At 72.7% G+C, this 25,212-nt stretch carries 20 protein-coding genes and 1 pseudogene; 9 read left to right on the forward strand and 12 right to left on the reverse strand.

All coding sequences use genetic code 11. The annotated features are described in order from the left end of the window. On the forward strand, positions 1-457 hold a 457-nt coding region (locus ACWEJX_RS32390), incomplete at its 5' end, for a PucR family transcriptional regulator (protein WP_451610987.1). Between the two features lie 16 nt (positions 458-473). On the opposite strand, the gene ACWEJX_RS32395 is transcribed toward ACWEJX_RS32390, so the two are convergent. The 7 genes from ACWEJX_RS32395 to ACWEJX_RS32425 all read right to left on the reverse strand — a co-directional run bounded on the left by ACWEJX_RS32395 (position 474) and on the right by ACWEJX_RS32425 (position 11,279). Further along, positions 474-1,043: a TetR/AcrR family transcriptional regulator gene (locus ACWEJX_RS32395; protein ID WP_451610988.1), complete on the reverse strand. Its 570-nt coding sequence runs from the start codon at positions 1,041-1,043 to the stop codon at positions 474-476. An 81-nt stretch (positions 1,044-1,124) separates the two neighbouring features. Then, complete coding sequence (gene serA, locus ACWEJX_RS32400; protein ID WP_403791813.1) at positions 1,125-2,714, reverse strand: phosphoglycerate dehydrogenase; 1,590 nt, start codon at positions 2,712-2,714, stop codon at positions 1,125-1,127. A 258-nt stretch (positions 2,715-2,972) separates the two neighbouring features. Next, positions 2,973-3,974 (reverse strand): ketol-acid reductoisomerase, encoded by a 1,002-nt coding sequence (ilvC, locus tag ACWEJX_RS32405; protein WP_403791815.1) that lies wholly within the window; start codon positions 3,972-3,974, stop codon positions 2,973-2,975. A gap of 127 nt (positions 3,975-4,101) precedes the next feature. Continuing rightward, positions 4,102-4,629, reverse strand: coding sequence for an acetolactate synthase small subunit (gene ilvN / locus ACWEJX_RS32410; protein WP_046905405.1), 528 nt, complete (start codon positions 4,627-4,629; stop codon positions 4,102-4,104). Positions 4,630-4,670: 41 nt separating this feature from the next. Beyond that, a complete protein-coding gene (locus tag ACWEJX_RS32415; protein ID WP_451610989.1) occupies positions 4,671-6,524 on the reverse strand; it encodes an acetolactate synthase large subunit in 1,854 nt (617 codons plus the stop codon). Positions 6,525-6,741: 217 nt separating this feature from the next. Continuing rightward, the gene (locus tag ACWEJX_RS32420) at positions 6,742-9,573 is read right to left on the reverse strand and encodes a putative bifunctional diguanylate cyclase/phosphodiesterase (protein WP_451611001.1); all 2,832 of its coding nucleotides are present in this window, start codon (positions 9,571-9,573) and stop codon (positions 6,742-6,744) included. 770 nt (positions 9,574-10,343) lie between these two features. Beyond that, positions 10,344-11,279: a 2-hydroxyacid dehydrogenase gene (locus ACWEJX_RS32425; protein ID WP_451611002.1), complete on the reverse strand. Its 936-nt coding sequence runs from the start codon at positions 11,277-11,279 to the stop codon at positions 10,344-10,346. Between the two features lie 115 nt (positions 11,280-11,394). On the opposite strand from ACWEJX_RS32425, the gene ACWEJX_RS32430 reads away from it, so the two are divergent. The 3 genes from ACWEJX_RS32430 to ACWEJX_RS32440 are packed head-to-tail and all read left to right on the forward strand — an operon-like array spanning position 11,395 to position 13,780. Further along, positions 11,395-12,396, forward strand: coding sequence for an aldo/keto reductase (locus ACWEJX_RS32430; RefSeq protein ID WP_451610990.1), 1,002 nt, complete (start codon positions 11,395-11,397; stop codon positions 12,394-12,396). Positions 12,397-12,427: 31 nt separating this feature from the next. Next, positions 12,428-13,570, forward strand: a complete 1,143-nt coding sequence (locus ACWEJX_RS32435) for a PQQ-dependent sugar dehydrogenase (RefSeq protein WP_451610991.1) — start codon at positions 12,428-12,430, stop codon at positions 13,568-13,570. A 21-nt stretch (positions 13,571-13,591) separates the two neighbouring features. Further along, positions 13,592-13,780, forward strand: coding sequence for a DUF6191 domain-containing protein (locus ACWEJX_RS32440; protein ID WP_451610992.1), 189 nt, complete (start codon positions 13,592-13,594; stop codon positions 13,778-13,780). On the opposite strand, the gene ACWEJX_RS32445 is transcribed toward ACWEJX_RS32440, so the two are convergent. From ACWEJX_RS32445 to ACWEJX_RS32460, 4 genes are all read right to left on the reverse strand, one after another. Further along, positions 13,781-16,825, reverse strand: coding sequence for a helix-turn-helix transcriptional regulator (locus tag ACWEJX_RS32445; protein ID WP_451610993.1), 3,045 nt, complete (start codon positions 16,823-16,825; stop codon positions 13,781-13,783). 46 nt (positions 16,826-16,871) lie between these two features. Next, entirely contained in the window at positions 16,872-17,045 is a 174-nt protein-coding gene (locus tag ACWEJX_RS32450) for a hypothetical protein (protein WP_403791830.1), read from the reverse strand. A 158-nt stretch (positions 17,046-17,203) separates the two neighbouring features. Continuing rightward, positions 17,204-19,456, reverse strand: coding sequence for an MMPL family transporter (locus ACWEJX_RS32455; protein ID WP_451610994.1), 2,253 nt, complete (start codon positions 19,454-19,456; stop codon positions 17,204-17,206). A gap of 143 nt (positions 19,457-19,599) precedes the next feature. Further along, positions 19,600-21,036 (reverse strand): ricin-type beta-trefoil lectin domain protein, encoded by a 1,437-nt coding sequence (locus ACWEJX_RS32460; RefSeq protein ID WP_451610995.1) that lies wholly within the window; start codon positions 21,034-21,036, stop codon positions 19,600-19,602. 118 nt (positions 21,037-21,154) lie between these two features. On the opposite strand from ACWEJX_RS32460, the gene ACWEJX_RS32465 reads away from it, so the two are divergent. Then, a complete protein-coding gene (locus tag ACWEJX_RS32465; RefSeq protein WP_451610996.1) occupies positions 21,155-21,718 on the forward strand; it encodes an RICIN domain-containing protein in 564 nt (187 codons plus the stop codon). Positions 21,719-21,774: 56 nt separating this feature from the next. Here the strand turns inward: ACWEJX_RS32465 and ACWEJX_RS32470 are convergent, their stop codons facing one another. Continuing rightward, the gene (locus tag ACWEJX_RS32470; RefSeq protein WP_451610997.1) at positions 21,775-22,770 is read right to left on the reverse strand and encodes an ArsR/SmtB family transcription factor; all 996 of its coding nucleotides are present in this window, start codon (positions 22,768-22,770) and stop codon (positions 21,775-21,777) included. Between the two features lie 128 nt (positions 22,771-22,898). Between ACWEJX_RS32470 and ACWEJX_RS32475 the strand changes: the two genes are divergently transcribed. The 4 genes and pseudogenes from ACWEJX_RS32475 to ACWEJX_RS32490 all read left to right on the forward strand — a co-directional run. Continuing rightward, complete coding sequence (locus tag ACWEJX_RS32475) at positions 22,899-23,852, forward strand: hypothetical protein (protein ID WP_451610998.1); 954 nt, start codon at positions 22,899-22,901, stop codon at positions 23,850-23,852. A gap of 210 nt (positions 23,853-24,062) precedes the next feature. Beyond that, positions 24,063-24,527, forward strand: a complete 465-nt coding sequence (locus ACWEJX_RS32480; protein WP_451610999.1) for a hypothetical protein — start codon at positions 24,063-24,065, stop codon at positions 24,525-24,527. A 137-nt stretch (positions 24,528-24,664) separates the two neighbouring features. Continuing rightward, positions 24,665-25,105 carry a hypothetical protein gene (locus tag ACWEJX_RS32485; protein ID WP_451611000.1) on the forward strand — a complete coding sequence of 147 codons (441 nt, stop codon included), beginning with the start codon at positions 24,665-24,667 and terminating at the stop codon, positions 25,103-25,105. A gap of 10 nt (positions 25,106-25,115) precedes the next feature. Then, positions 25,116-25,212 (forward strand): annotated as a pseudogene (locus tag ACWEJX_RS32490) (SMC-Scp complex subunit ScpB); the annotation flags it as partial.

Raw genomic sequence — 25,212 nt, forward strand, 5'->3', positions numbered from 1 at the left:
CTCCCCCGCCACCACGGCGGCCGGCCGGCTGCGCGACACGGCGGGTACGGCGGCGGTCGCCGGCATCGCCTCGCCGCGGCGCGGGCTCGCGGACCTCGACATCGCCTGGCGGGAGGCCGCGTCGGCCGCGCGGGCCGCGAGCGCCCAGCCGCACCTCGGCCCGCTGGCCGAGTGGGCCGCGCTCGGCCCGTACCGGATGCTCACCGCACTCCCGCCCGCCGAACCGGACCCGGCGGTGCGCGCCCTGCTCTCCCCGGCCCATGCCGAACTGGCCCGCACGGCCGAGGTGTTCCTCGACCACGCGGGCCAGGCCGGCCGCACGGCGACGGCCCTCGGCATCCACCGCCAGACCCTCTACTACCGCCTCTCCCGCGTCGAACAGCTCACCGGCCTCGACCTCGACGAGGGCGAGGACCGGCTGCTGCTGCACATGGCACTTAAGGCGGCGCGGCTGTAGGGGGGTTCGCCGTTCCTCACTCGCCCATCAGGACCTTGAGCCCCGCCGTGAGGTCGTCGGCGCTCGGCGCGGTCTCCGGGTCGACCATCCACTGGATCATCACCCCGGTGGCCAGGGCCTGCACCAGCAGCCCGGCGACCCGGGCCTTCTCGGGCTCGGCCGCCGGATCGATGCCGAGGAAGCCCTCCGCCAAGCCGAGCCGGCCCTCGCGCTGGGGCTCCTTGATGGCCTCGCGCAGTTTCTCGTCGTCGTCGATGCGGGTGACGACCTCGGTCTGCAGCTTCCACACCGGGCGACTCGCCTCGGCGCCGGCGATGAGCTGCGCCCAGACGTCACGGAAGCGCTGGTACGGGTCGGCGGAAGGTTCCTTCCTGACCTCCTCGGCCGGGCCCACCCGGTGGCCCCACTCCTCGGTGAGCGCCAGGAACGCCTGCTGGAGCAGGGCGTCCTTGGAGCCGTAGTGGTAACCGATGGAGGCGAGGTTGGTGCCCGAGGCGGCGACGATGTCGCGGGCCGTGGTGCGCCCGTACCCCTTCTCCAGGAGGCAGCGCTTGGCGCCCTCCAGCAGATCTTCCTTGTGTCCCATGAAAAGCACTGTACCCGGCTTCTAGACATCCGTATGAGACGAACGTCTAGAAGCCGGGTACGAGGTCCGGCGGGTGAGGCGTCAGACCAGGTTGACCGAGCGGGCCGAGGCCGCGCCGATCTCCGCGGCGATGTCCGCGAGCACGTTCGCCGGGACGGTCTCGTCGACGGTGAGCACGACCAGCGCCTCGCCGCCCTCCACCGTCCGGGAGACCTGCATGCCCGCGATGTTCAGACCGGCCTCGCCGAGGATCCGGCCCACCGTGCCGACGACGCCGGGACGGTCCTCGTAACGCAGCACCGCCATGTGGTCGGCGAGCGCCAGGTCCACGTCGTAGTCGCCGACCGCGACGATCTTCTGCAGGTGCTTCGGGCCCGCGAGCGTGCCGGAGACCGAGACCTCCTGACCGTTCGCCAGCGTGCCGCGCACGGTGACCATGTTGCGGTGGTCGGGCGACTCGGAGCTCGTCGTCAGGCGCACCTCGACACCGCGCTCCTGCGCGAACAGCGGCGCGTTGACGTACGACACCGTCTCGTCGACGACGTCCTCGAACACGCCCTTGAGCGCGGAGAGTTCGAGCACCTTCACGTCGTGCTGGGTGATCTCGCCGTACACCTCGACGTCGAGGCGGGCCGCGACCTCACCGGCGAGCGCCGTGAAGATCCGGCCGAGCTTCTCGGCGAGCGGCAGACCCGGCTTGACGTCCTCGGCGATGACGCCGCCCTGGACGTTGACCGCGTCCGGGACCAGCTCGCCGGCGAGCGCCAGGCGCACCGACTTCGCGACCGCGATACCGGCCTTCTCCTGGGCCTCGTCCGTGGAGGCGCCGAGGTGCGGGGTGCAGACGACCTGGTCGAGCTCGAAGAGCGGGGAGTCCGTGCAGGGCTCCTTCGCGTACACGTCGAGGCCCGCGCCGGCGACCCGGCCCTCCTTGAGCGCCGAGTACAGCGCCGCCTCGTCCACGATGCCGCCGCGCGCGGCGTTGACGATCCGGACCGACGGCTTGACCTTGTGCAGCGCCTCGTCGCCGATGAGACCGAGGGTCTCCGGGGTCTTCGGCAGGTGGACGGTGATGAAGTCGGCGACCTCCAGCAGCTCGTCCAGGGACAGCAGCTTCACGCCCATCTGGGCGGCGCGGGCCGGCTGCACGTAGGGGTCGTACGCGACGATCTTCATGCCGAAGGCGGACATCCGCTGGGCGACCAGGACGCCGATGCGGCCGAGGCCGACGACACCGAGGGTCTTCTCGCTGAGCTCGACGCCCGTGTACTTCGAGCGCTTCCACTCGCCGTTCTTCAGCGCGGTGTTGGCCTGCGGGATGTTGCGCGCGGTGGCGACGAGCAGACCGCACGCGAGCTCGGCGGCGGTGACGATGTTGGAGGTCGGGGCGTTCACGACCATCACGCCGGCCTTGGTGGCGGCGGAGACGTCCACGTTGTCCAGGCCGACACCGGCGCGGGCGACGACCCGCAGCTTCTTGGCGGCGGCGATGGCCTCCGCGTCGACCTTGGTCGCGGAGCGGATCAGGATGGCGTCGACATCGGCGATCGCGGGGAGCAGTTCGGCGCGGTCCGCGCCGTTGCAGTGCCGGATCTCGAAGTCCGGGCCCAGGGCGTCGACGGTGGCGGGCGACAGCTCTTCAGCGATGAGTACGACGGGTTTCGAGCTCACGTTGAGTCCTCACAGAGACGGTGCGGACGGCCGTCCCGACGGCCGCAGCAGTGGAGGGGGCTAGCCGCGTGAAAGCGCACGACGCTGTGGGCCAGACGCGATGTTGTTGAGCAGTGTAGTGGTGCGCAGGCACGGTTCCTGCGCCTCCCTGGCAGGATCACCCGTCCGTGGTTGGACGGGGTGTCCAAGGCCGCGGGACGGGGTGTCCAGGATGTGGCACGGGGCCGGACGAACCGCCCGGCCCCCTGCCCGAGAGGCTTACGCCTCCTCGTCGTTCACCCAGCTCATGAGCTTGCGCAGCTCCTTGCCGGTGGTCTCCAGGAGGTGCTTCTCGTCCTGGGTCTTGTACTCGTTGTACTTCTTCAGACCGCCGTGGTACTCGTCCATCCAGTTCTTGGCGAAGGTGCCGTCCTGGATCTCCGCGAGGACCTTCTTCATCTCGGCCTTGGTGGCGTCCGTGATGATGCGCGGGCCGGTGATGTAGTCGCCCCACTCGGCGGTCTCGGAGACGGACCAGCGCATCTTCTCCAGGCCGCCCTCGTACATGAGGTCCACGATCAGCTTCAGCTCGTGGAGGCACTCGAAGTACGCGATCTCCGGCTGGTAACCGGCCTCGACCAGGGTCTCGAAGCCCGCCTTGACGAGGGCGCTGGCGCCACCGCAGAGGACGGCCTGCTCGCCGAAGAGGTCGGTCTCGGTCTCCTCGGTGAAGGTCGTCTTGATGACGCCGGCGCGGGTGCCGCCGATGGCCTTGGCGTAGGACAGGGCCAGGGCGAAGGCGTTGCCCGTGGCGTCCTTCTCGACGGCGGCGATCGCCGGGACGCCGCGACCCTCCTCGTACTGGCGGCGGACCAGGTGGCCCGGGCCCTTCGGGGCGACCAGCGCGACGTCGACGCCGGCCGGGGGCTTGATGAAGCCGAAGCGGACGTTGAAGCCGTGGGCGAAGAAGAGGGCGTCGCCGTCCTTCAGGTTCGGGGCGATGGACTCCTCGTAGACCTGGGCCTGGATCGGGTCCGGGATGAGGATCATGATGACGTCGGCCTCGGCGGCGGCCTCGGCGGGCGTCACGACGCGCAGGCCCTGCTCCTCGGCCTTGGCCTTGGACTTGGAGCCCTCGTGCAGACCGACGCGGACGTCCACGCCCGAGTCGCGGAGCGACAGCGCGTGGGCGTGTCCCTGGCTGCCGTAGCCGATCACCGCGACCTTGCGGCCCTGGATGATGGACAGGTCGGCATCGGCGTCGTAGAACAGCTCGGCCACTGGGAATCTCCTTGAGGTGCTGGTGTTGCTCCCACCGTACGGCGGGGTGCGGGAGGAAGGTTTTCGGGTCTCGCCAGGCGGACCGCCGGGTGGACCGGCGGTCACGGCCTGTTGACGACAGAGAGTGTCACGCGCTGCGGTCGAGGGCCCGCAGGGACCGGTCCGTGATGGACCGGGCGCCACGCCCTATGGCGATCGTGCCGGACTGGACGAGCTCCTTGATGCCGAACTGCTCCAGCATCTTCAGCATCGCCTCGAGCTTGTCACTCGAACCGGTGGCCTCGATGGTGACCGCCTCCGGCGAGACGTCCACGGTCTTCGCTCGGAAGAGCTGGACGATCTCGACGATCTGGGAGCGGGTCTCGTTGTCGGCGCGGACCTTCACCAGGACGAGCTCGCGCTGGATCGCAGCGCTGGGCTCGAGTTCGACGATCTTCAGGACGTTGACCAGCTTGTTGAGCTGCTTGGTCACCTGCTCAAGGGGCAGGTCCTCGACATTGACCACGATGGTGATGCGGCTGATGTCGGGGTGCTCGGTGACACCGACGGCGAGGGAGTCGATGTTGAAGCCGCGGCGGGAGAACAGGGCGGCGATCCGGGCGAGGATGCCGGGGGTGTTCTCGACCAGGACGGAGAGCGTGTGCTTGGTGGACATGGTGTGGGTCTCTTCCCTCTAGCTCTTCTTCGCTCTGCGGCTCAGTCGTCTTCGCCGTCGCCGAAGTCGGGGCGGACGCCCCGGGCGGCCATGACCTCGTCGTTGGAGGTGCCCGCGGCGACCATCGGCCAGACCTGGGCGTCCTCGTGGACGATGAAGTCGATCACGACCGGGCGGTCGTTGATGGCGTTGGCCTCGGCGATGACCTTGTCGAGATCGGCCGGGTCCTCACAGCGCAGCGCGACACAGCCCATGGCCTCGGACAGCTTGACGAAGTCCGGGATGCGGGTGCCCCGGGCGTCCGGGTTGACGTCGTCCGGGCCGGAGTGCAGCACCGTGTTGGAGTAGCGCTGGTTGTAGAACAGCGTCTGCCACTGGCGGACCATGCCGAGGGCGCCGTTGTTGATGATGGCGACCTTGATCGGGATGTTGTTCAGGGCGCAGGTGACCAGTTCCTGGTTGGTCATCTGGAAGCAGCCGTCGCCGTCGATGGCCCAGACCGTGCGGTCCGGCTCGCCGGCCTTGGCGCCCATGGCGGCCGGGACGGCGTAGCCCATCGTGCCGGCGCCGCCGGAGTTGAGCCAGGTGCGCGGCTGCTCGTAGTCGACGAAGTGCGCGGCCCACATCTGGTGCTGGCCGACGCCGGCGGCGAAGATCGTGCCCTCCGGTGCCAGCGCGCCGATGCGCTGGATGACCTGCTGCGGCGACAGGCTGCCGTCCTCCGGCAGGTCGTAGCCGAGCGGGTAGGTCTCGCGCCAGCGGCTGAGGTCGCTCCACCAGGCGCTGTAGTCGCCCTTGTGGCCCTCGGTGTGCTCGGCCTGCACGGCCTGGACCAGGTCGGCGATGACCTCGCGGGCGTCACCGACGATCGGGACGTCGGCGGCGCGGTTCTTGCCGATCTCGGCCGGGTCGATGTCGGCGTGGACGATCTTGGCGTACGGGGCGAAGCTGTCCAGCTTGCCGGTGACGCGGTCGTCGAAGCGGGCGCCGAGGGCGACGATCAGGTCGGCCTTCTGCAGGGCGGTGACGGCGGTGACGGCACCGTGCATGCCGGGCATGCCGACGTGCAGCGGGTGGCTGTCGGGGAACGCGCCGAGCGCCATCAGGGTGGTGGTGACCGGGGCGCCGGTGAGCTCGGCGAGGACCTTCAGCTCGGCGGTGGCACCGGCCTTGATGACGCCGCCGCCGACGTACAGGACGGGCCGCTTGGCGGCGGTGATCAGCTTGGCGGCCTCGCGGATCTGCTTGGCGTGCGGCTTGGTGACCGGGCGGTAGCCGGGCAGGTCGGTCTGCGGCGGCCAGCTGAAGACCGTCTTCGCCTGGAGGGCGTCCTTGGCGATGTCGACCAGGACCGGACCGGGGCGGCCGGTCGACGCGATGTGGAACGCCTCGGCGATCGTCCGCGGGATGTCCTCGGCCTTGGTGACCAGGAAGTTGTGCTTGGTGATCGGCATCGTGATGCCGCAGATGTCCGCCTCCTGGAAGGCGTCGGTGCCGATCGCCTTGGAGGCGACCTGGCCGGTGATCGCGACCAGCGGGACCGAGTCCATGTGCGCGTCGGCGATCGGGGTGACCAGGTTGGTCGCACCCGGCCCGGAGGTCGCCATGCAGACGCCGACCTTGCCGGTCGCCTGGGCGTAGCCGGTGGCGGCGTGACCCGCGCCCTGCTCGTGGCGGACCAGGATGTGGCGGACCCGCTTCGAGTCCATCATCGGGTCGTACGCCGGGAGGATGGCGCCGCCCGGGATGCCGAAGACGGTGTCGGCGCCCACTTCCTCGAGAGAGCGGATGAGGGACTGCGCACCCGTGACGTGCTCGACGGTGGTGGCGGGCTGTGCGCCGCTACGGGGTCGCGGCTGCGGATGGTGCCCGGTGGCCTGCTCGGTCATCAGCATTCTCTTCTCGAAGCAGAGGGTTTTTGCGAGGGTTTGGTACGACTTCGGGGTGTTCCGGTGCAACAAAAAACCCCTCGTGCCGTGAGGCAAGCGAGGGGAGCGCGTCGGGTGCTTTTCAGGCGGACCTTCTGGAGGGCCTGCCTCAGCCGACGCGCTTGCCAAGTACGAGAATTCGGGTGCGCATGGCACTGACCCTCCCCCCGACGCGCTGTCACTGTCAAGTGGGTGGGACGGGCGTCTCATCATGTGAGCGGACGGAGGACCGGTTTCCGGCGGTCAGAGCGCTCACCGGGGAGGCGGCGGTCGCCGCGTTCACCGGAACGGACGCACCCGGCAGCGGGTACTCGTCCCGGACCAGCGCGCGGCGCAGCCGGTACTCGTCGAGCGGGCCGGAGAAGGCCATGCCCTGGCCGTGGGTGCAGCCCATGGCGCGCAGGGCGAGGACCTGCTCGGGCATGTCGACGCCGTCGGCGACGGACTGCATCCCGAGGTCGCCGGCGATGCGCAGCAGACCGCTGGTGATCTTGCGCAGTCTGGCCGATTCCACCACGCCCTCGACCAGGCCCCGGTCCAGCTTCAGCAGGTCGACGGGGAGCCGGCGCAGCGCGCTGATGGCGGCGTGGCCGCTACCGAAGCCGTCGAGGGCGATCCGGACGCCGAGCCGGCGCAGGGCGGCGAGCCGCTGCTCCAGCTCGTCGAAGGTCACCCGGGGGTCCCGGGGGTCGGTGTCGGCGAGCTCGATGATCAGGGACCCGGAGGGCAGCCCGTGCCGGGTGAGCAGGGCCTCGACGGAGCCGAGCGGCATGGAGCGGTCGAGCAGCCGGCGGGCGGAGAGCCGGACGGTGACCGGGGTGCGGTGGCCGATTCCGGCCCGTTCGGCGGCCTGCTCGACGGCCTCCTCCAGGAGCCAGCGGCCGAGCTCGGCGGTGCGCTCGCCGTCGTCGGCGGCCCGCAGGAACTCGGCCGGGGTGAACAGGATGCCCTGCGCGGAGCGCCAGCGGGCCTGGGCGGCGACGGCGGTGATCCGGCCGGTGGCGAGGTCCACCACGGGCTGGTGCAGCAGCGCGAACTCGCCGTCGTGCAGGGCGGTGCGCAGCCGGGCGGCGAGCTCGGTGCGCTTGACCACCTCGGCCTGCATCTGCGGGGCGTAGAGCTCGACCCGGTCCTTGCCGCCGGCCTTGGCCCGGTACATCGCGAGGTCGGCGTTGCGCAGCAGGTCGCCGGCGCTGATGCCGGGCTCGGCGAAGGCGACGCCGATCGAGGCGGCGACCCGGACCTCGTTGCCCGCCTGCAGGCGGTACGGCTGGGAGAGCCGGACCCGCAGCCGGTCGGCGATGTCGTGGACGCGGCACTCGCGGGCGGCCTGGTCGCGGGTGCCGTCGCCGAGGATGAGCGCGGCGAACTCGTCGCCGCCGAGCCTGGCGGCGGTGTCCCCGGCCCGGACGGCGTCCTGGAGCCGGCGGGCGGCCTGCACGAGCAGCTCGTCGCCGGCCTGGTGGCCGAGGCGGTCGTTGACCGCCTTGAAGCCGTCCAGGTCGATGAAGAGCACGGCGGTGCCCGGGTCGGTGGCGCGGCGGCCGCCGAGCGCGCCGCGCACCCGCTCGGTGAACAGGGCGCGGTTGGGCAGGTCGGTGAGCGGGTCGTGCTCGGCGTTGTGCCGCAGCTGCGCCTGCAGGCGGACCCGCTCGGTGACGTCGCGGCTGTTGAAGAGCAGGCCGCCCTGGTGGCGGTTGACGGTGGACTCGACGTTCAGCCAGGCGCCGGTGCCGGAGCGGAAGCGGCACTCGATCCGGGTGGTGGGCTCCTCGGCGGGCGGCGCGGCCAGGAAACGGCGCACCTCGTGGACGACGGCGCCGAGGTCCTCGGGGTGGATGAGCGAGGCCAGCTCGGAGCCGACCAGGTCCTCCGCCTCGCGCCCGTACACGCCGGCGGCGGCGGGGCTGACGTACCGCAGTATGCCGGTGGGCGCGGCGATCATGATGACGTCGCTGGAGCCCTGCACGAGCGACCTGAAGTGGTTCTCCTTCTGGGCCAGTTCGTGGGTGAGGGCGATGTTGTCGAGCAGCATGATGCCCTGCCGGACGACCAGGGCGAGCACCACGGCGCAGCCGGTGAGGACGACGACGCGGTCCACTCTGCGTCCCTCGACGACGTTGTACAGGATGCTCAGGGTGCAGACCGCCGCCGCGAGGTACGGCGTGAGGGCGGCCAGCGAACCGGCGAGGGGGCGGCTGTGCGGGTGGCGGGCGGCGCGGGCCGGCGCGGGCGGCGGGTCGGCGTGCCGGCGCGCGCCCCAGGGCGCGTAGGCGAGCAGCAGGGAGCCCGCGAACCAGCCGGCGTCCAGGAGCTGCCCGGAGCTGTAGTGCTCGCGCAGCAGCGGCGAGGTGAACAGGGCGTCGCACAGCACGGTGAGCGCGAGGGCGGCGATGGCCGTGTTGACCGCGGAGCGGTTGAGGTGGGAGCGGCGGAAGTGCAGCGCGAGGACCATGCTGACGAGGACGATGTCGAGCAGCGGGTACGCGAGCGAGAGCGCGGCCCGCGCGACGCTCTCGCCCGGCACGTACGCGGTGTGCGCGAGGGCGAGGCTCCACGAGAGGGTGAGCAGCGAGCCGCCGATCAGCCAGGCGTCGAGCCCCAGGCAGACCCAGCCGGCCCGGGTCACCGGCCGCTTGGCGAGGACGAGCAGCCCGACGATCGCGGGCGGCGCGAAGAGCAGGAAGCACAGGTCGGCGACGGAGGGGCTGGGCACCGGGCGGCGCAGCACCACCTCGTACCAGCCCCAGACGGCGTTCCCGGCGGAGGCCATGAAGGACGAGAAGGCGAAGAGCAGCCAGGCGGGGCGGAAGACGCGGTGGTGGCCGCGGGCGTAGAGCAGACAGGAGACGGCGGCGGCGAGCGCGGCGGCGCTCAGTCCGAAGTCGCCCATGACGAGCGCGAGTTCCTCGGAGCCCCAGCCGAGCGCGGCGCCGGTCGCGTATCCGCCGCAGATGAGCCCGAGCCCGATCTGCGCGAGCACCCCGCCGGCCCCGCCCACGGGCCGCTGCGGCACCCCGGGCCGCGTCGCCCCGGCCCCGGCGCCGGCCCGGCGCCGGACGAGCGTCCCGGTGCTCACCGGCTCCTCCGGAAACTCGCACGGGTGCCCGTGCGCCCGCTGCGGCGCGGCCCCGTCCCCGACCCCTTCCGACCGCACCCCGGCATGCCCGCCGCACCCACCGACCGGCTCCACGCCACGGCACGCCACGGGCGAGCGGGGCGCGGCGGCGTCGGCGGCCGTCGCGTCCTGCTCGTCGGCCGCGCCGGGGGCCGGGCCGTCGGCGCCGTCCGCGGTCGCGGTGTCGCTCGCGCGGGGCGCCGGGACGGCGAGAGGGCGGTCGGGGGCGCCGGGTGTGTGGCGCTCGACGGGGGGCGGCTCGGGTGCGGCCGCGGGCCCGCGGCGCTCGGCGCGGGACCGCTCGGGTGCGGCAGTCCGGTCTCCGGGCGGGCGGCGCTCGACGGAGGACGGCTCCGGTGCGGTGGGCCTGTCGGAGGTGGCGGGTTGGTCCGGGACCGTGTGGTCCGGGAGGGTCGGTGCGAGGGCGGCCGGCGGCGGTGTGGCCGCGCCGGATCGGCGGTCGCTCGGCCGTGCTTCACCCGTCGCCCCCCTCGGAATCTGATGTCCCGTCACTTCGCTCCCCAGCGTCTGCCCGTACCTCGACGCAGTCCCCCGCTCCGGGACGATACACCAGGATCGTCACTCAGGGACAGGGGATAAGTACTCTGCGTGATGACCAGGGGGCTTGCGTCCGGCGCACTCCGGAGGCGCGCACGCCCGGGGCCTCCTCACGTGGTCAGGACGACGTTCGCGAGCTCCTCCCCCGCCGCGAACCGCGTCAGCTGGGCCGCGAGCAGGCGCTTCGCGCGGGGCATGAACGCCGAGGTGGAACCGCCCACATGAGGGGTGACGAGGACGCCCGGAGCGTGCCACAGCGGGTGGCCGGCGGGCAGCGGTTCGGGGTTGGTGACGTCGAGCGCCGCCGTGATCCGGCCGCTCTCCACCTCCTTCAGGAGCGCCGCGGTGTCCACCACGGAGCCGCGCGCCACGTTGACCAGCAGCGCGCCGTCCTTCATCCGGGCGAGGAAGCCCGCGTCGGCGAGGTGACGGCTCTCGGCGGTCAGCGGCACGGAGAGCACGACCACGTCGGCCTCGGGCAGCAGCGCGGGCAGTTCGGTGAGCGGGTGCACGGGACCGCGCTCCGTAGCACGCGCGGAGCGCGCGACGCGCACGACCCGCGCGCACTCGAAGGGCGCGAGCCGGTCCTCGATCGCGGCGCCGATCGACCCGTACCCGACGATCAGCACCGACTTGTCGGCGAGCGCCGGGTAGAAACCGGCCCGCCACTCCTCCGCGTCCTGGCCGCGCACGAAGCCCGGGACGCCGCGCAGCGAGGCGAGGATCAGGGCGAGCGTCAGCTCGGCCGTGCTGGCCTCGTGCACGCCGCGGGCGTTGCACAGCCGGACGCCCGGCCGCAGCGCGCCGATACCGGGGGTGACGTGGTCGATGCCGGCGGACAGGGTCTGCACGGCCCGGACGTTGGTCATCCCGGTGAGCGGCCGGACGGCGACCGCCTCGCCCTTCATGTACGGCACGACGTAGAAGGCGCAGTTCGCCGGATCGGCCGGGAAGTCCGGTTCGCCGTCCCAGAAACGGTAGTTCAGGCCCGCCGTGCCCGGCGCGGGGAGTCCGTCGATCTCCCCGGCCGGAATAGGAAGCCACACGTCGGTGGCGGCGGCGGGGGCGGTCTGTTCGAGTGTCATGTCCGCGAGGCTATGCGAAGGATCGCGCGCGCCATTGGTTACTTTGGGGGACGGCACAGGGAGGGGTAGCGGCACGGTGGAGCGCAGGACGATCGGGGCGGCGGCGCTCGGGGTGGGGGCGGTGGGTCTCGGCTGTATGCCGATGAGCTGGGCGTACAGCGGCTCGGAGCGGCGGGGCGACCGCTCGCTGCGGGCGGTGCACGCGGCCCTGGACGCCGGGGTGAGCCTGCTCGACACCGCCGACATGTACGGCCCCTTCACCAACGAGCTGCTGCTCGGCCGGGTGCTCAGGGAACGCCGGGCGGACGCCTTCGTGTCGACGAAGTGCGGGCTGCTCGTGGGCGACGGGCACGTCGTGGCCAACGGCCGCCCCGGCTACGTCCGCCGCGCCTGCGACGCCTCGCTGCGGCGGCTACAGACCGATGTGATCGACCTCTACCAGCTGCACCGGGCCGACCCCGAGGTGCCGGTCGAGGAGACCTGGGGCGCCATGGCCGAGCTGGTCCGGGCGGGCAAGGTGCGGGCGCTCGGGCTCTGCGCGGTGGGCGCGCGGTCCACCCGGCGGGGCACGCGCGGCGGTGACCATGACGGAACGATCCGGCAGCTGGAGCGCATCCAGCAGGTCTTCCCGGTCAGCGCGGTCGAGGCCGAGCTGTCGGTGTGGTCGCCGGAGGCCCTGGAGCGGCTGCTGCCCTGGTGCGCGGCGCGGGGTGTGGGCTTCCTGGCCGCGATGCCGCTGGGCAGCGGCTATCTGACCGGCACCCTGAAGCCGGGCGGCGGCTTCGAGGCGGACGACCCGCGGGCCCGCCACCCGCGCTTCACGGCCGAGATGATGGCCGCCAACCAACCGCTGGTGGCGGGCCTGCGCCGGGTCGCGGCCCGGCACGGCGCGGACGTCACCCCGGCGCAGGTGGCGCTCGCGTGGGTGCTGGCCCAGGGCCCGCACGTGATCCCGATCCCGGGCGCGAAGCGGGAGCGGTGGGCCGTGGAGAACGCGCGGGCGGCGCGGCTCGTCCTGGACGCGGCGGACCTCGCGGAGATCGCGAAGCTGCCGGCGCCGCGGGGGTCGTGGGACTGAGGGACCAGGCACTACGGAGAGGACCGGGAGCATGGGCAGAGGCGGAGTCGTCGTGAAGGGTGCGGCGGGCGCGGTCGCCGCCCTGCTGCTGGCCGCCGGGTGCTCCTCGCCCTCGCCCCCCTCGCCGCCGCCGAGACCCTCGGCGCCCCCGTCCGCCCCGTCCTCCGCCACCGCCACCGCCACCGCCACCGCCGCCACACCCCGCGTCCGTGTCCTCGGCACCCTCACCCGCGACCTGAAGTCGCCCTGGGGGCTCGTCGAGCTGCCCGGCGGCGATCTGCTCGTCTCCTCCCGGGACGAGCGCACGATCACCCGCGTCGACGCGAGGACCGGCCGCAAGACCTCGCTCGGCGAGGTCCCGGGCGTCGTCCCGGGCGGCGAGGGCGGGCTGCTCGGCCTCGCGCTGCGGGACGGCCGGCTGTACGCCTACCTGACCTCCGCCACGGACAACCGGATCGTCCGCATGCGGTACGGGGGCGGGGCCGGCGACCGGCTCGGGAAGCCGGAGCCCGTGCTCACCGGCATCCCCAAGGGGCTGATCCACAACGGCGGCCGGATCGCCTTCGGGCCGGACGGGATGCTGTACGCGGGGACCGGCGAGACCGGGCGGCGCGCCCTCGCCCAGGACAAGGGCTCGCTCGGCGGCAAGATCCTGCGGATGACTCCGGAGGGCCGCCCCGCGCCCGGCAACCCGTTCCCGGGCTCCGTCGTCTGGTCGTACGGCCACCGCAACGTCCAGGGGCTCGCCTGGGACGCGGACGGGCGGCTGTGGGCGTCGGAGTTCGGCCAGGACACCTGGGACGAGCTCAATCTGATCGAGCCCGGCCGGAACTACGGCTGGCCGGTGGCCGAGGGCCGCGCCGGGCGGGCCGGCTACACCGACCCGGTGGCCCAGTGGCCCACCGACGAGGCGTCGCCGAGCGGCATCGCGTACGCGCGGGGCGCGATCTGGCTGGCCGCGCTGCGGGGGCAGCGACTGTGGCGCGTTCCGCTCCATGGAGCGGAACGTTCCGGAGAGCCCCAGGCGTTCCTGAAGGGTGAGTACGGGCGGCTGCGCACGGTCCTGGCGACCGCGGGCGGCACCCGGCTCTGGCTGGTGACCAACGAGACCGACACCCGGGGGACCCCGGAACCGGGGGACGACCGCATCCTCCGCCTGGAGGTCTCGCCCTAGCGCACGAGGAAGGCGAGACGGATGTTCAACGCCATGGACGAGTTCTTCGCGCCCGGCCGCAAGCACACCGAGGACGAGCGGCAGCGCCTCGCCCTGACCCGGGAGGACCTCGGCGACGGCGATCCCTCCCGGGGGCCGATAGACCTGACCTCCGGGAAGGTGACCATACGCATACCGGCCGCCTCCCCGTCCGCCGCCGAGCGCGGCTGATCAGACCGGCGGGGCCTCCAGGAGGCGCAACCGGTGGGCCATCGCCGCCGCCTCGCCGCGTCCCGCGACGCCCAGCTTCGCGAGGATGTTGGAGACGTGGACGCTGGCCGTCTTCGGTGAGATGAACAGCTCCTCGGCGATCTGCCGGTTGGTGCGCCCCTCGGCGACGAGCCGCAGCACGTCCTGTTCGCGCGGGGTCAGACCGAAGGCGTCGTCCTGCTCCGGCTCGGGCTGGGCCGGGACCGTGGCCGCGCCGGTGACCGGGGCGAGCCGGGCGCGGGCGGCGAGCAGCTCGACGTCCTCGCGCAGCGGGTGCGCCCCGAGGCGTACGGCGGTGGTGTGGGCGTCGCGGAGCAGCGCGGCGGCCTCGTCGCGGCGGCCGCCCTCGGCGAGGAGCGCGTCGGCGAGCCGCTGCCGGACCCGGGCCAGGTCGTAGGGCCGGTCGAGGGGCTCGTAGGCGGCGACGGTCTCGGCCCAGCGCTCGGCGGTGTCGCGGCCCTCGGCGCGGGCGAGTTCGGCGGAGACGTGCAGCGAGTGGGCCTGCCAGACGGGTGCGGGCGCGGCCAGGCCCCGGGCGCTGCGGCGGATCAGGTCGAGCGCGGCGGCGCGGCCCTCGGCGGCGGCGGGCAGGCCCAGGTTGTCGGCCTCGGCGGTGGCGGCGGCGAGCAGGATCGGCCAGCCGTAGCGGTGGGTGCCGGGCGGGAAGCCGGCCTCGGCGGCGGTGGCGAGCCCGGTCCGTACGTCGGCGAGCCGGCCCTCGGCGACGGCGAGGAGGGCGGTCACGTGGGCGACGATCAGGTTGTACTGCGGTATCGGGTCGCGGCCGTGGCCGTAGCGCTCGTCGGCCTCGGCGAGGCGGGCGGCGGCCGCGGTGGTGTCGCCGCGGCCGACGGCGAGCTGGGCGAGCAGGGCCAGGGCGCTGCCGCCCGGCTTGGTGGCGGCGGCGCCGGTGCGCAGCAGCGCCTCGGCCTCCTCCTGGGCCCGGTCCCACTCGCCGAGCGCGTACAGCGACTCGGCGAGGTTGGCGCGGATCCAGCCGGCGCTGTCGACGAGGCCGTGGGAGCGGGCCATCTCGATGCCGGCGGCGGCGATGTCCACGGCCTCGCGGGAGCGGCCGAGCCCCTCCAGGGAGGAGGAGATGTTGACGTGGGCGCGGGCGGCCTCGTGGAACTGGCCGAGGGCCGTGGTGCGCATCCGCACCTCGTGCATCTCGGCGAGGCCGTCCTCGACGTCCCCGGCGAGGACCAGGATGGTGCCGAGGGTGAGCCGGGCGTTGAGTTCGGTCGACTCGGCCTTGACCAGACGGGCGTATTCGACGGCCCGTTCGGCGGCGGCGAGCGCCGCGTGCCCGGGGTTGCGGAGCATGCCCCAGCCGGCGGCGACGGCGAGGACGACGGCGTGCACGGCGGACGGCGGCAGGCCGCGGACGAGTTCCTGGGCGCGGGCGATCTCGGCCCAGCCGTCGCCGCGGGCCAGGTTGGACTTCATGCGGGCCGCCTCGACGTAGAACCAGGCGGCGCGCAGCGGGTCCTGCTCGCCGTCCTCGTCGAGGATCCGCAGCGCGGTCCGGCCGATCTTCAGGGCGCGTTCGCGTTCGCCGGAGAGGCGGGCGGCGACGGCGGCCTCGGCGAGCAGGTCGACGTAGCGCAGCGGGGTGGTCTCGGGGTCGCAGCCGCAGGCCGGGTACGCCTCGGCGTAGTCGATGGGGCGCAGCGAGCTGCGGACCTCGTCGGCGACCTTGTCCCAGAGTTCCAGGGCGCGTTCGAGGAGCCGGAGCTGCTCGGCGTACGCGTGGCGCTTGCGGGTCTCGACGGAGGCGCGGAGCACGGCGGGCAGGGCCCGGGCGGCGTCGTGGGCGTGGTACCAGTACGTGGCGAGCCGGTTGGCGCGTTCGTCGGCGCGGACCAGGCCGGGGTCGGCCTCCAGGGCCTCGGCGTAGCGGCGGTGCAGGCGGGTGCGTTCGCCGGGGAGCAGGTCGTCGCTGACGGCCTCGCGGACCAGGGAGTGGCGGAAGCGGTAGCCGTCGCCGTCGGGGGCGGCGAGCAGGATGTTGGCGCCGACGGCGGCGCGCAGGGCCTCGATGAGGGTGTCCTCGGGGAGCCCGGCGACGGCGGCGAGCAGGTCGAACTCGACGGTGGAGCCGCCTTCGGCGACGATCCGGACGACCCGCTGGGCCGACTCGGGCAGGGCCTCGACGCGGACCAGGAGGATGTCGCGGAGGGATTCGCTGAGGGAGCCGACCTCGCGGCCGCACTCGTGGGAGGCGACGAGTTCCTCGACGAAGAAGGCGTTGCCTTCGGAGCGGCGGAACACCTCGTCGAGCAGTGCGGGTTCGGGTTCGGCGGCGAGGATGCCGGTGAGCTGGCGGTGCACCTCGGCGCGGGTGAAGCGGGCGAGCTCGACGCGGCGGACGGAGCGCAGCCGGTCGAGTTCGGCCAGCAGCGGGCGCAGCGGGTGGCGGCGGTGGATGTCGTCGGCGCGGTAGGTGGCGACGACGGCGATCCGGCCGCGGTCGAGGGTGCGGAAGAGGTAGGCGAGCAGGTGCCGGGTGGAGGCGTCGGCCCAGTGCAGGTCCTCCAGGACGAGGACGAGGGTGCGGTCCTCGGCGAGGCGTTCCAGGAGCCGTGCGGTCAGCTCGAAGAGGCGGGCGGTGGCGTCCTCAGCGGCGGGTTCGAGGCCGCCGATGTCGCCGAGTTCGGGGAGGAGCCGGGCGAGTTCGCCCTCCTGGCCGTCGGTGGCGGCGGCGAACTCCTCGGGCAGTTCCCGGCGCAGGGCGCGCAGGGCGGTGGAGAAGGGCGCGAAGGGCAGCCCGTCTCCGCCGACCTCGACGCAGCCGCCGAGGACGACGACGGCGCCCTGGGCGCGGGCCCGGGCGGTGAACTCCTCGATGAGCCGGGTCTTTCCGACACCGGCCTCGCCGCCGACGAGGAGCGCCTGGGGCTCTCCCGCGCCGCTGCGGGAGAGCGCCTCGGTGAGGGCGTTGAGTTCGCCGGCGCGGCCGACGAAGACGGGGCTGACTGACCTGGTCTCCACGGCGCCGAGCATGGCACAGAGATCCGGTGTTCCGCTCGTACGGGTGACCATGGGGACGTCACGCGGCCCGGGCGAAGCGGTTCCGGTCGGCGATCACCCGCCCCTCCGGTTCCTGGCGGCCGGTGCGGCGGGCGCGGCGGCCGGCGCGGGCGGCCTCGTGGGCCAGGCGCTGGGCGGCGGCCTCGGCGACGAGCTCGGCGTGACGGGCGACGTGCAGCTGGTACTCGAACATCGTGTTCTCCCTGGGGCTTTCGGTTTCGGTATCGCTCCTTGCGATGCCTCTACTTTCGTCTCCCAGGGGGGTCTGCGGCATCGGGCGGGTGCCGCATGTTCGACGTACGGGGGGCCTTAGACGTACCTCAGGGTGCCTTAGGGCCTCACGGCGAGGTCCTAGGCGTCCTCGGCCTTGGCCATGACCACGCGCTGAGCCGGTATCCCGGCGGCCTCCACGACCTCGGCGGTCTGGGTGGGGAGCTCCGCGCGGGCGTCGGCGGCCTCGCGGCACTCCGGCGGTTCGATGCTGATCCGGGGCAGCCGGCGGTCCAGCCAGCGGGGCAGCCACCAGTTGGCGCCGCCGAGCATGTGCATGAGCGCGGGGACGAGGAGGGTGCGCAGCACGAAGGCGTCGAGGGCGACGGCGGCGGCGAGCCCGATGCCGAACATCGCGACGACCCGGTCGCCGGAGAGCACGAAGGCGAGGAAGACGGAGATCATGATGACCGCCGCCGAGTTGATCACCCGGCTGGTCTCGGCGAGGCCGACCCGGACCGCGCGGCGGTTGTCGCCGGTCTCCAGCCACTCCTCGTACATCCGGCTGACCAGGAAGACCTGGTAGTCCATGGAGAGGCCGAAGAGCACCGAGACCATGATCACGGGCAGGAAGGGTTCGATGGGCCCGGCGCTGCCGAGACCGAGCAGCTCGCTCCCCCAGCCCCACTGGAAGATCGCGACGACCACGCCGAAGGCACTGGCGACGGCCATGATGTTCATCAGCGCGGCCTTGAGCGGGATGCCGATGGAGCGGAAGGCGAGCAGCAGCAGCACACAGCCGAGGGCGATCACGACGCCGACGAACAGCGGCAGCTTGCCGACGATGATCTGCGCGAAGTCGTCGAAGGAGGCGGTGACGCCGCCGACGTGGACCTGGAGCGAGGTGCCGTCGGAGGCCGCCGGCACGACGTGGTCGCGGATCCGGTCGACGAGGTCGCTGGTGGCGGTCGACTGCGGCGAGGAGTCGGGGACGACGGTGATCACGGCGGTGTCGCCGGAGCTGTTGTACGTGATCGGGGAGACCGACTCGACGCCCTCGGTGTGCGCGAGGCGGGCCGGCAGCTCGTCGAGGGCGAGCCGGTCGTCGGCGCCGTCGAGCGAGGCGACGAGGGTGAGCGGCCCGTTCGTGCCGGGTCCGAAGCCGTCGGCGATCAGGTCGTACGCCTTGCGGGTGGTCGCCGTGGCCGGATTGTTTCCCTGGTCGGAGGAGCCGAGGTGCAGCGAGAACGTCGGCAGGGCGAGCACCACCATGACGACGGCGGCGACCGCGCCGAGCAGCTTGGGGTGGCGCTCGACGAAGGCGGACCAGCGGGCGGCGAAGCCGGTGGGCAGCTCGGGCTGCGGGCCGTGCTCGGTGAGCTGCCGCCGTTCGCGGCGGCTGAGGGCGCGCATGCCGATGAGGGAGAGCAGCGCGGGCAGCAGGGTGACGGAGGCCGCGACGGTGAGGACGACGGTCAGCGAGGCGGCGATGGCGACGCCGTTGAGGAAGCTGAGCCGCAGGATCAGCATGCCGAGCAGCGCGATGCAGACGGTGGCGCCCGCGAAGACCACGGCCCGGCCGGTGGTGGCGACCGCCGTCCGGGCGGCCTCCTCGACCGGCAGGCCGCGTTTGAGGCCCTTGCGGTGTCTGGTGACGATGAACAGCGCGTAGTCGATGCCCACGCCGAGGCCGATGAGCATGCCGAGCATCGGCGCGAAGTCGGCCACCGTCATGACGTGCCCGAGCAGCACGATGCCGGAGAAGGCGATGCCCACGCCGACCAGGGCGGTCGCGATGGGCAGCAGGGCCGCGGCGAGGGAGCCGAAGGCGAGGAAGAGGACGACGGCGGCGACGGCCACGCCGACGATCTCGGCGATGTGCCCGCCGGACGCCTCCGTGGAGCCGACGGCGGCGCCGCCGAGCTCGACCTGGACGCCGTCGGTCTCGGCGGCCTTGGCGGTGTCGACGAGGGCCTGGGCCTCGGCCTCGGGGATGTCGTCGGCCTGCGCGTCGAAGGTGACGGTGGCGTAGGCGGTGCGCCCGTCCTCGCTGATCTGGCCCCGCGCGGAGCCGTACGGGGAGGTCACGGAGGCGATGCCGGGGAGGGCCTCGACCTTGCGGAGCATGCCGGTCATCCGCTGTTCGACGCCGGAGGCGCTCACGCTGCCGCGGTCGGTGTGCCAGACGATGGTGTCGGTGTCACCGCCGGCGCCGTGGAAGCCCTTCTCGAGGAGGGCGGTGGCGCGGCCGGACTCGGTCCCGGGGACCTCGTAGTCGTTGGAGTACGCGCTGCCGGCGAGCGCCGCCCCGGTGGCGACCCCGCCGAGGGCGAGGAGCCAGAGGAGGACGGCGGCGAGGCGGTGCTTCACGCACCATCGGGCGATGGCTGCCAACGGACGCGCTCCCTGGATGGATCGGTGTTCCGCCCACTGTCGCAGCCAAACGTGATCGTTTGTCCCTTTCGTGGCAATGGTCACATAGGTGTGGCGGGGGTAAGGAACGGAAGTCCCCGGCCCCCGCCACAGGGGTCAGCGGGTCAGCTGCGCTGCCACTTCTGGTTGCTGCCGTCGTTGCCGTACCAGAGGCCGACCGAGCTGCCCGCGGCCGTGGCCGCGCCGCCGACGTCGAGGGCCAGGCCGGAGTCCTGCGCGGTGACCGAGCCGCCGGCGTTGATGTTCCACTTCTGGTTGGTGCCGCCGTTGCAGGGCCACAGGATCAGCGGGGTGCCGCCCGCCGTGCCGCCGTGGTCGACGTCCAGGCACATGTCGCCGTAGACCCGGAGCTCCTTCTGGGCCGTGTAGGTCCACTCCTGGTTGCCCTGGCCGTTGCAGTACCAGATGATCATCTGGGCGCCCGGTTCGTGCGAGGCGCCCGGCACGTCCAGGCAGAGGCCGGAGCCCACGCCGCGCAGCACGCCGGCCGTGATGGCCGGGCGGCCGGTGCCGAACCAGGACCAGGCGAGCCGGTCGGCGGCGGAGCTGTTGGTGGTGCGCAGGGTGAGGTCGGTGCCGGTGCCCTGGAGCTCGGTGAGGCTGTAGCCGTCGCCGCTCCGCAGGCCGGGCCAGTAGACCGAGCCCATGTTCAGCTCGCGCAGGGTGTCGGTGGCGGCCTGGAGGTAGGCGATCTCGTTCGAGCCGTTGATCGCGCCGTCGTAGTCCAGGCCGGTGTTCAGCGTGGCGCCGAACTCGGTCAGGACGGTGCGGGAGGCGCAGCCGCCCACCTTGGTGCGCAGGTCGGCGGACCACTGGGAGTGCTGGGTCCAGTCCGGGTGCCAGAAGCCGTACTGGTGCAGCGAGAGGTGGGTGCCGGCGAGGCGGCTGTCGGCGCAGACGGGCCGGACGTCCTCGCTGTAGCCGGTGCCGCCGACGAAGACCCGGTCGCGCGGGATGCTGCGGCCATGGTCGCCGAGCCAGCGGGCGGCGGTGTCGGTCCACTCGCTCGCGGAGTAGCCGAAGGGTTCGTTCATCGGCTCGAAGTACACGCGGTCGTTGTCGGCGTACCGGTCGACGATCGTCGACCACATCGCGTCGTAGGCGGCCTGGTCGTCGATCCGGCCGTCCTTGGCGGCGCCGGGGCCCTCCCAGTAGGCGAGCACGACCTTGGCGCCCTTGCCGACGGCCGCGTCGACGGCGCCCATGTACGAGCCCCACCAGGGGCCGTTGACGGTGGCCGGGTTGACCGGGAGGCGGACGGTGTCGGCGCCGAACTTGCTCTGGAACTGGCCGATGACGGCGGCGGACTTGTTGTACGTCGTCAGGTAGTCGTCCGCGGTCGACAGGCCGGACGGGACGACCTCGTCGTCGGCATAGTTGTCGCGCGGATCGGCCCAGTTGACACCGTGGAACTGGTTGCTGCCCAGCGTGCTCGCGGCGGCCGCCGCGGTCGCGAACGGGCCGGCCTGCAGGCCGAGCACGCCGGCCAGGCTCAGCGAGCCGACGGCGCCCAGCGCCAGGGCTCTCCGGAAAACGGACATGTATTCCCCCCATGTGATCACGTGTCGACCAGGCGCGATCGTATAGCAGGCGATTCCTCACCAAGTGCCGTGATCGAAAACGCCTGTTGGAATCGTTCACGGGTGCCATCATGCGGTCATGTCCTTCACACCGTCCGGCCCTGTCCGCCGCTGCCTGCTCGTCCTGGCAGCCTCCATCGGCATGATGCTCGGTGTCACCGCGACGCCCGCCCAGGCCGCCATCGTTCCCTACCCCAACGCGATCTTCTTCATCAGCCCGCAGCACGTCTCCGGCATGTGCCTGGAGGTCGCCGACTGGCGCACCGACAACGGCGCCCCGGTCCGCCAGTGGCCCTGCACCGGCGGTGCCAACCAGAAGTGGGTGCGCTGGTACGACGACGACCCCAACACGAGCACCGGCGTCTACTGGTACAAGAACCTCAACAGCGGCAAGTGCCTGGAGATCGCCGGCTGGGGCACCTACAACGGCGCGCCCGCCCAGCAGTGGGACTGCCACTACGGCGCCAACCAGCAGTGGACCGGCGACACGGGCGTGATCGCCCCGCCGTACACCTACCTCCCCGGAAAGTGCCTGGAGATCGCCGACTGGAGGACGGACCCCGGCGCCCCGGCCCGCCTCTGGGACTGCACGTACCAGCCCAACCAGCGGTGGACCTTCACCCACACGGGCATCTACTCCTGACGTACGACGGCGGCCCCGCACCGGAACTCCGTTGCGGGGCTGCCGTCTTGCCCACGTCAGCCGTCCAGGCCGGGGTTGCCTCCCTCGAGCAGGGCGAGACCGAGCTCGGTGACCGTGTGCAGGGTCGCGTTGCGGTGGCGCAGGCTGGAGACCAGCGCCGCCTCCCGCAGGGCCGTGATGTGACGGCTGGCGTTGGGCGCCGTCGTGCCCGTGCGGCGGGCGAGCTCGCCCGTCGTCGCGATGCCGTCGGCCAGCGCGGACAGCACGACCGCCCGGGTCGGGCCGATCAGCGCCGCGAGCGCACGTCCGCCGGCGGGCGGAGCCTCCGGCGTCGCCCACCACACGTCGTGCTCGATCGGATGGACGAGGACCGGCGGCAGCGTCGGGTCCGCGAGCGTCGTAGGGGCGTAACGCGCGAAGAACGACGGCTGGAGCAGCAGGCCGCGACCCTCGAGATGGAGGTCCTGGTCGACCGGGAAGTCGAGCCGGAGCACCGGAAACTCCCAGTGCGCGGACGTGTGGATCGTGCTGAGGACCGCGTCCCAGCCGCCCTCCGCGAGCACGGCCGAGCGACGCGACCGGTCCCGGCACGTCTGCACCCGTATGCGCTCCCAGAACGGGGCGAGCACCGTGTCGAAGTACGCGCTCGCCGCGTCGGCCAGGCGCCCGAGGCTCTCGGGCCTGCCCTCCGCCAGCTCCCGGCTCCAGGACGGCAGTCGCCGGTTTCCGTTCTGGCGCGCGAACTCGCTCAAGTCACGCCGGACTCGGCTCAGCGGTGTGGCCCGCAGCGCCTCGATCCGCTCGGCCAGACCTCCCTCGACCGCCGGGGTCAGGAAGTCCGCCGCGTACCCGACGGGGGGCGCGAGGGACGTCAACAGGCGGGTGGCGGACGGGACCCGGGGCAGCGACTCCCGCAGCCAGGGCCCGAAGAGCACCCCCGCGTCCCGTCTTCGCAGCCGGTGGAGGCTGATCAGCAGTTCCCACATCGGGTCGGGCCCGGAGGCGAAACGCACCCGCGCGAGGTCCTCCCCCGTGAAGTGAATACGCAGCACCTCAACCCCTCCCACCAGGGCAATTACGTTTCAGCGCAATGAAGTTCACGGAACTCCCCCCGTCTCACAGACTCTGAACCGAACGGTGTTCGACCAGCACGCTCACCAACAGGACGGTGGATCGTAAAATGCCCGAGACCCTGGCGAGGAACGATTTCGGCGGGCGTGTCGCCGCGCGGGGGCTCGTACGCGCACTGGCCGCGGGAGCGGTCCTCGTCGCCGTGGCCGGCTGCTCCGGAGCCGGCGAGACGCCGCCCGCCGCACCGGCCCCGAAACAGGCGGTGACGCCGGGCGGGCCGGCCGCGCTGCACGCGCTGCCGCCCGTCACCGACCTGCTCTTCACACCCCAGCTGCGCAGCGCCCGGGCCCAGCAGAAGGTCGCGATCGCCTGCATGGCCCGGCGGGGCTACCGCTACGCCCCCGCTCCCCCGGCCACGGACCCGGGCGCCGACGGTCCGGACGAGCGCCCGCAGCCCTTCGGCCTCGAGTCCGCGCCCCCGGCGCGCACCGCCGCGACGGCATCCCCCACGCCGTCGGCCGAGGCGCCGCCCCGGCCCGGCAGCCCGGAGAGCACCGACGCCTACGCCCGGGCCCTGTTCGGCCGGCAGAGCGCGCGGGTCACCACGAAGGGCCTGCGGCTGAGCGTCTCCCGGCCGGGCGAGGGCTGCCTCGCCGAGGCCGAGACGCGACTGCTCGGCGACGGCCGGACGCGCTGGCTCCAGGTGCGGATCATGCTCTTCGAAGCGCAGCAGCAGGCGCGCGGCGACGTGGAGAAGGACGCCGAGTTCCGTGCGGCGACCACGCGCTGGCGGGCGTGCATGGACCGGAACAAGGTCAAGGCCCAGGACCCCGTACAGGTCCTGAACTCGCTGCGCTCGGCCGAGGCCCGGCGGACCAGCCCGGTCGCCGCGGCGGATCTGCGCTGCAAGGCGGAGACGGGATACCTGACCACCGCGTACCGCCGGCTCGCCGTCGCCCAGCAGCGCTGGCTCGACGAGCACCCCACCGTCGGCGCCGACTGGAAGAAGCTGTCCGCCCGGCAGAACAGGGCGGCCGACGAGGTCCTGGGCACGACCGGCTGAGCCGCAGGCGGCGCCCGTGCCGTCGCCGTACCGCCACCCTCACCGCCTCACCCCCCTCACCACCTCACCACCACAGCCCTCACCACCTCACCGCCTCACCACTCTCACCACCCTCACCATCACAGTCTTCCGCTTCCGTTCCCGGGAGCGGATGTTCCCCGCGGACCGCGGACCGCGGACGGCGGTCCGCAGACGAAAGGACTACCGCTCATGTCCTCGACCCACCCGAAGTCCGGCCTGCGCAGGAAGTTCGCCGCCGTCGCCGGCGCGACCGCGCTCCTCGTGGGCGGCGGCATCGCCACCGCCACGACCGCCGCGGCCGGCCCCAACTGCGCGTCGGGCTACCACTGCGTCTTCATCGGCGGCATCGGCACCTCCGCCGGGCACGCGTTCTACAACAGCGACCCCGACTTCACCGACAACTACTTCGACGGCACGTCGCTCAACATCAACGACAACGTGTGGTCGGCCAGCAACTCCAGCAGCGGCGGCTACGAGAGCCACTACTACTACGACACCGGCTACAGCGGCGGCCTGGTCTTCTGCGTCAACCCGGGCAGCGCGGTCAACTACGACCGGCTCAGCGACGACGGCATCGACGGCAACCACATCGGCCAGCGCGACGAGGCCAGCTCCCTGCTGATGCGCCCCTCGACGACCATCTCCTGCTTCTGACCGTCGACACCTTCCTGGTCCGCATACGGAAGCGGGCGCACGGAGGAGCTTCCTCTCCCCCGTGCGCCCTTGCGGACCGTGCCTCAGGCAGCACTACCGACAACCGAAAGGTAGAACACGACATGCGCAGGATCGGCATGAACTCCGGAATCCGCAGGAAGGCCGCCGCCGTCGCCGGGGCGACCGCGCTCCTCCTGGGCGGCGGCATCGCCACCGCGACGACCGCCTCGGCGGGCCCCAGCTGCCCCTCGGGCTACCACTGTCTCTTCGAGGGCAGCATCGGCGCCTCCGTGCACAACTACTTCAACAGCGACGCCGACTTCAGGGACGACTACTTCACCAGCGGGCACGTCGTGAACGACAACTCGTGGTCGGCCAGCAACTCCAGCACCGGCGGCTACGAGAGCCACTACTACTACGACCCCGGCTACGTGAACCTCGACTTCTGCGTGAACCCGGGCAGCTCGGTCAACTACAACCAGCTCACCGACGACGGCGTCGACGGCAACGGCATCGGCCAGCGCGACGAGGCCAGCTCCCTGCTGCTGCGCCCGACGACGACCATCTCCTGCTTCTGACACACGAGCACACGTGGCCGGCGGCTGGCGGTTCTACACCCGCGCCGCCTACGCGCCCGCCGTCGAGGCCTTCGTCCTGGACGGGCAGCAGGCCCGGCTCACCCAGG

This window comes from Streptomyces sp. NPDC004788, assembly GCF_053601115.1.

Bases quoted from the DNA above. Each gene is read 5' to 3' on its own strand.
- ACWEJX_RS32395 (WP_451610988.1), bottom strand. From the start codon at position 1,043: ATGGGACACAAGGAAGATCTGCTGGAGGGCGCCAAGCGCTGCCTCCTG.
- ilvN (WP_046905405.1), bottom strand. From the start codon at position 4,629: ATGTCCACCAAGCACACGCTCTCCGTCCTGGTCGAGAACACCCCCGGC.
- ACWEJX_RS32415 (WP_451610989.1), bottom strand. From the start codon at position 6,524: ATGCTGATGACCGAGCAGGCCACCGGGCACCATCCGCAGCCGCGACCC.
- ACWEJX_RS32435 (WP_451610991.1), top strand. From the start codon at position 12,428: ATGGGCAGAGGCGGAGTCGTCGTGAAGGGTGCGGCGGGCGCGGTCGCC.
- ACWEJX_RS32440 (WP_451610992.1), top strand. From the start codon at position 13,592: ATGTTCAACGCCATGGACGAGTTCTTCGCGCCCGGCCGCAAGCACACC.
- ACWEJX_RS32445 (WP_451610993.1), bottom strand. From the start codon at position 16,825: ATGCTCGGCGCCGTGGAGACCAGGTCAGTCAGCCCCGTCTTCGTCGGC.
- ACWEJX_RS32450 (WP_403791830.1), bottom strand. From the start codon at position 17,045: ATGTTCGAGTACCAGCTGCACGTCGCCCGTCACGCCGAGCTCGTCGCC.
- ACWEJX_RS32460 (WP_451610995.1), bottom strand. From the start codon at position 21,036: ATGTCCGTTTTCCGGAGAGCCCTGGCGCTGGGCGCCGTCGGCTCGCTG.
- ACWEJX_RS32465 (WP_451610996.1), top strand. From the start codon at position 21,155: ATGTCCTTCACACCGTCCGGCCCTGTCCGCCGCTGCCTGCTCGTCCTG.
- ACWEJX_RS32475 (WP_451610998.1), top strand. From the start codon at position 22,899: ATGCCCGAGACCCTGGCGAGGAACGATTTCGGCGGGCGTGTCGCCGCG.
- ACWEJX_RS32480 (WP_451610999.1), top strand. From the start codon at position 24,063: ATGTCCTCGACCCACCCGAAGTCCGGCCTGCGCAGGAAGTTCGCCGCC.
- ACWEJX_RS32485 (WP_451611000.1), top strand. From the start codon at position 24,665: ATGAACTCCGGAATCCGCAGGAAGGCCGCCGCCGTCGCCGGGGCGACC.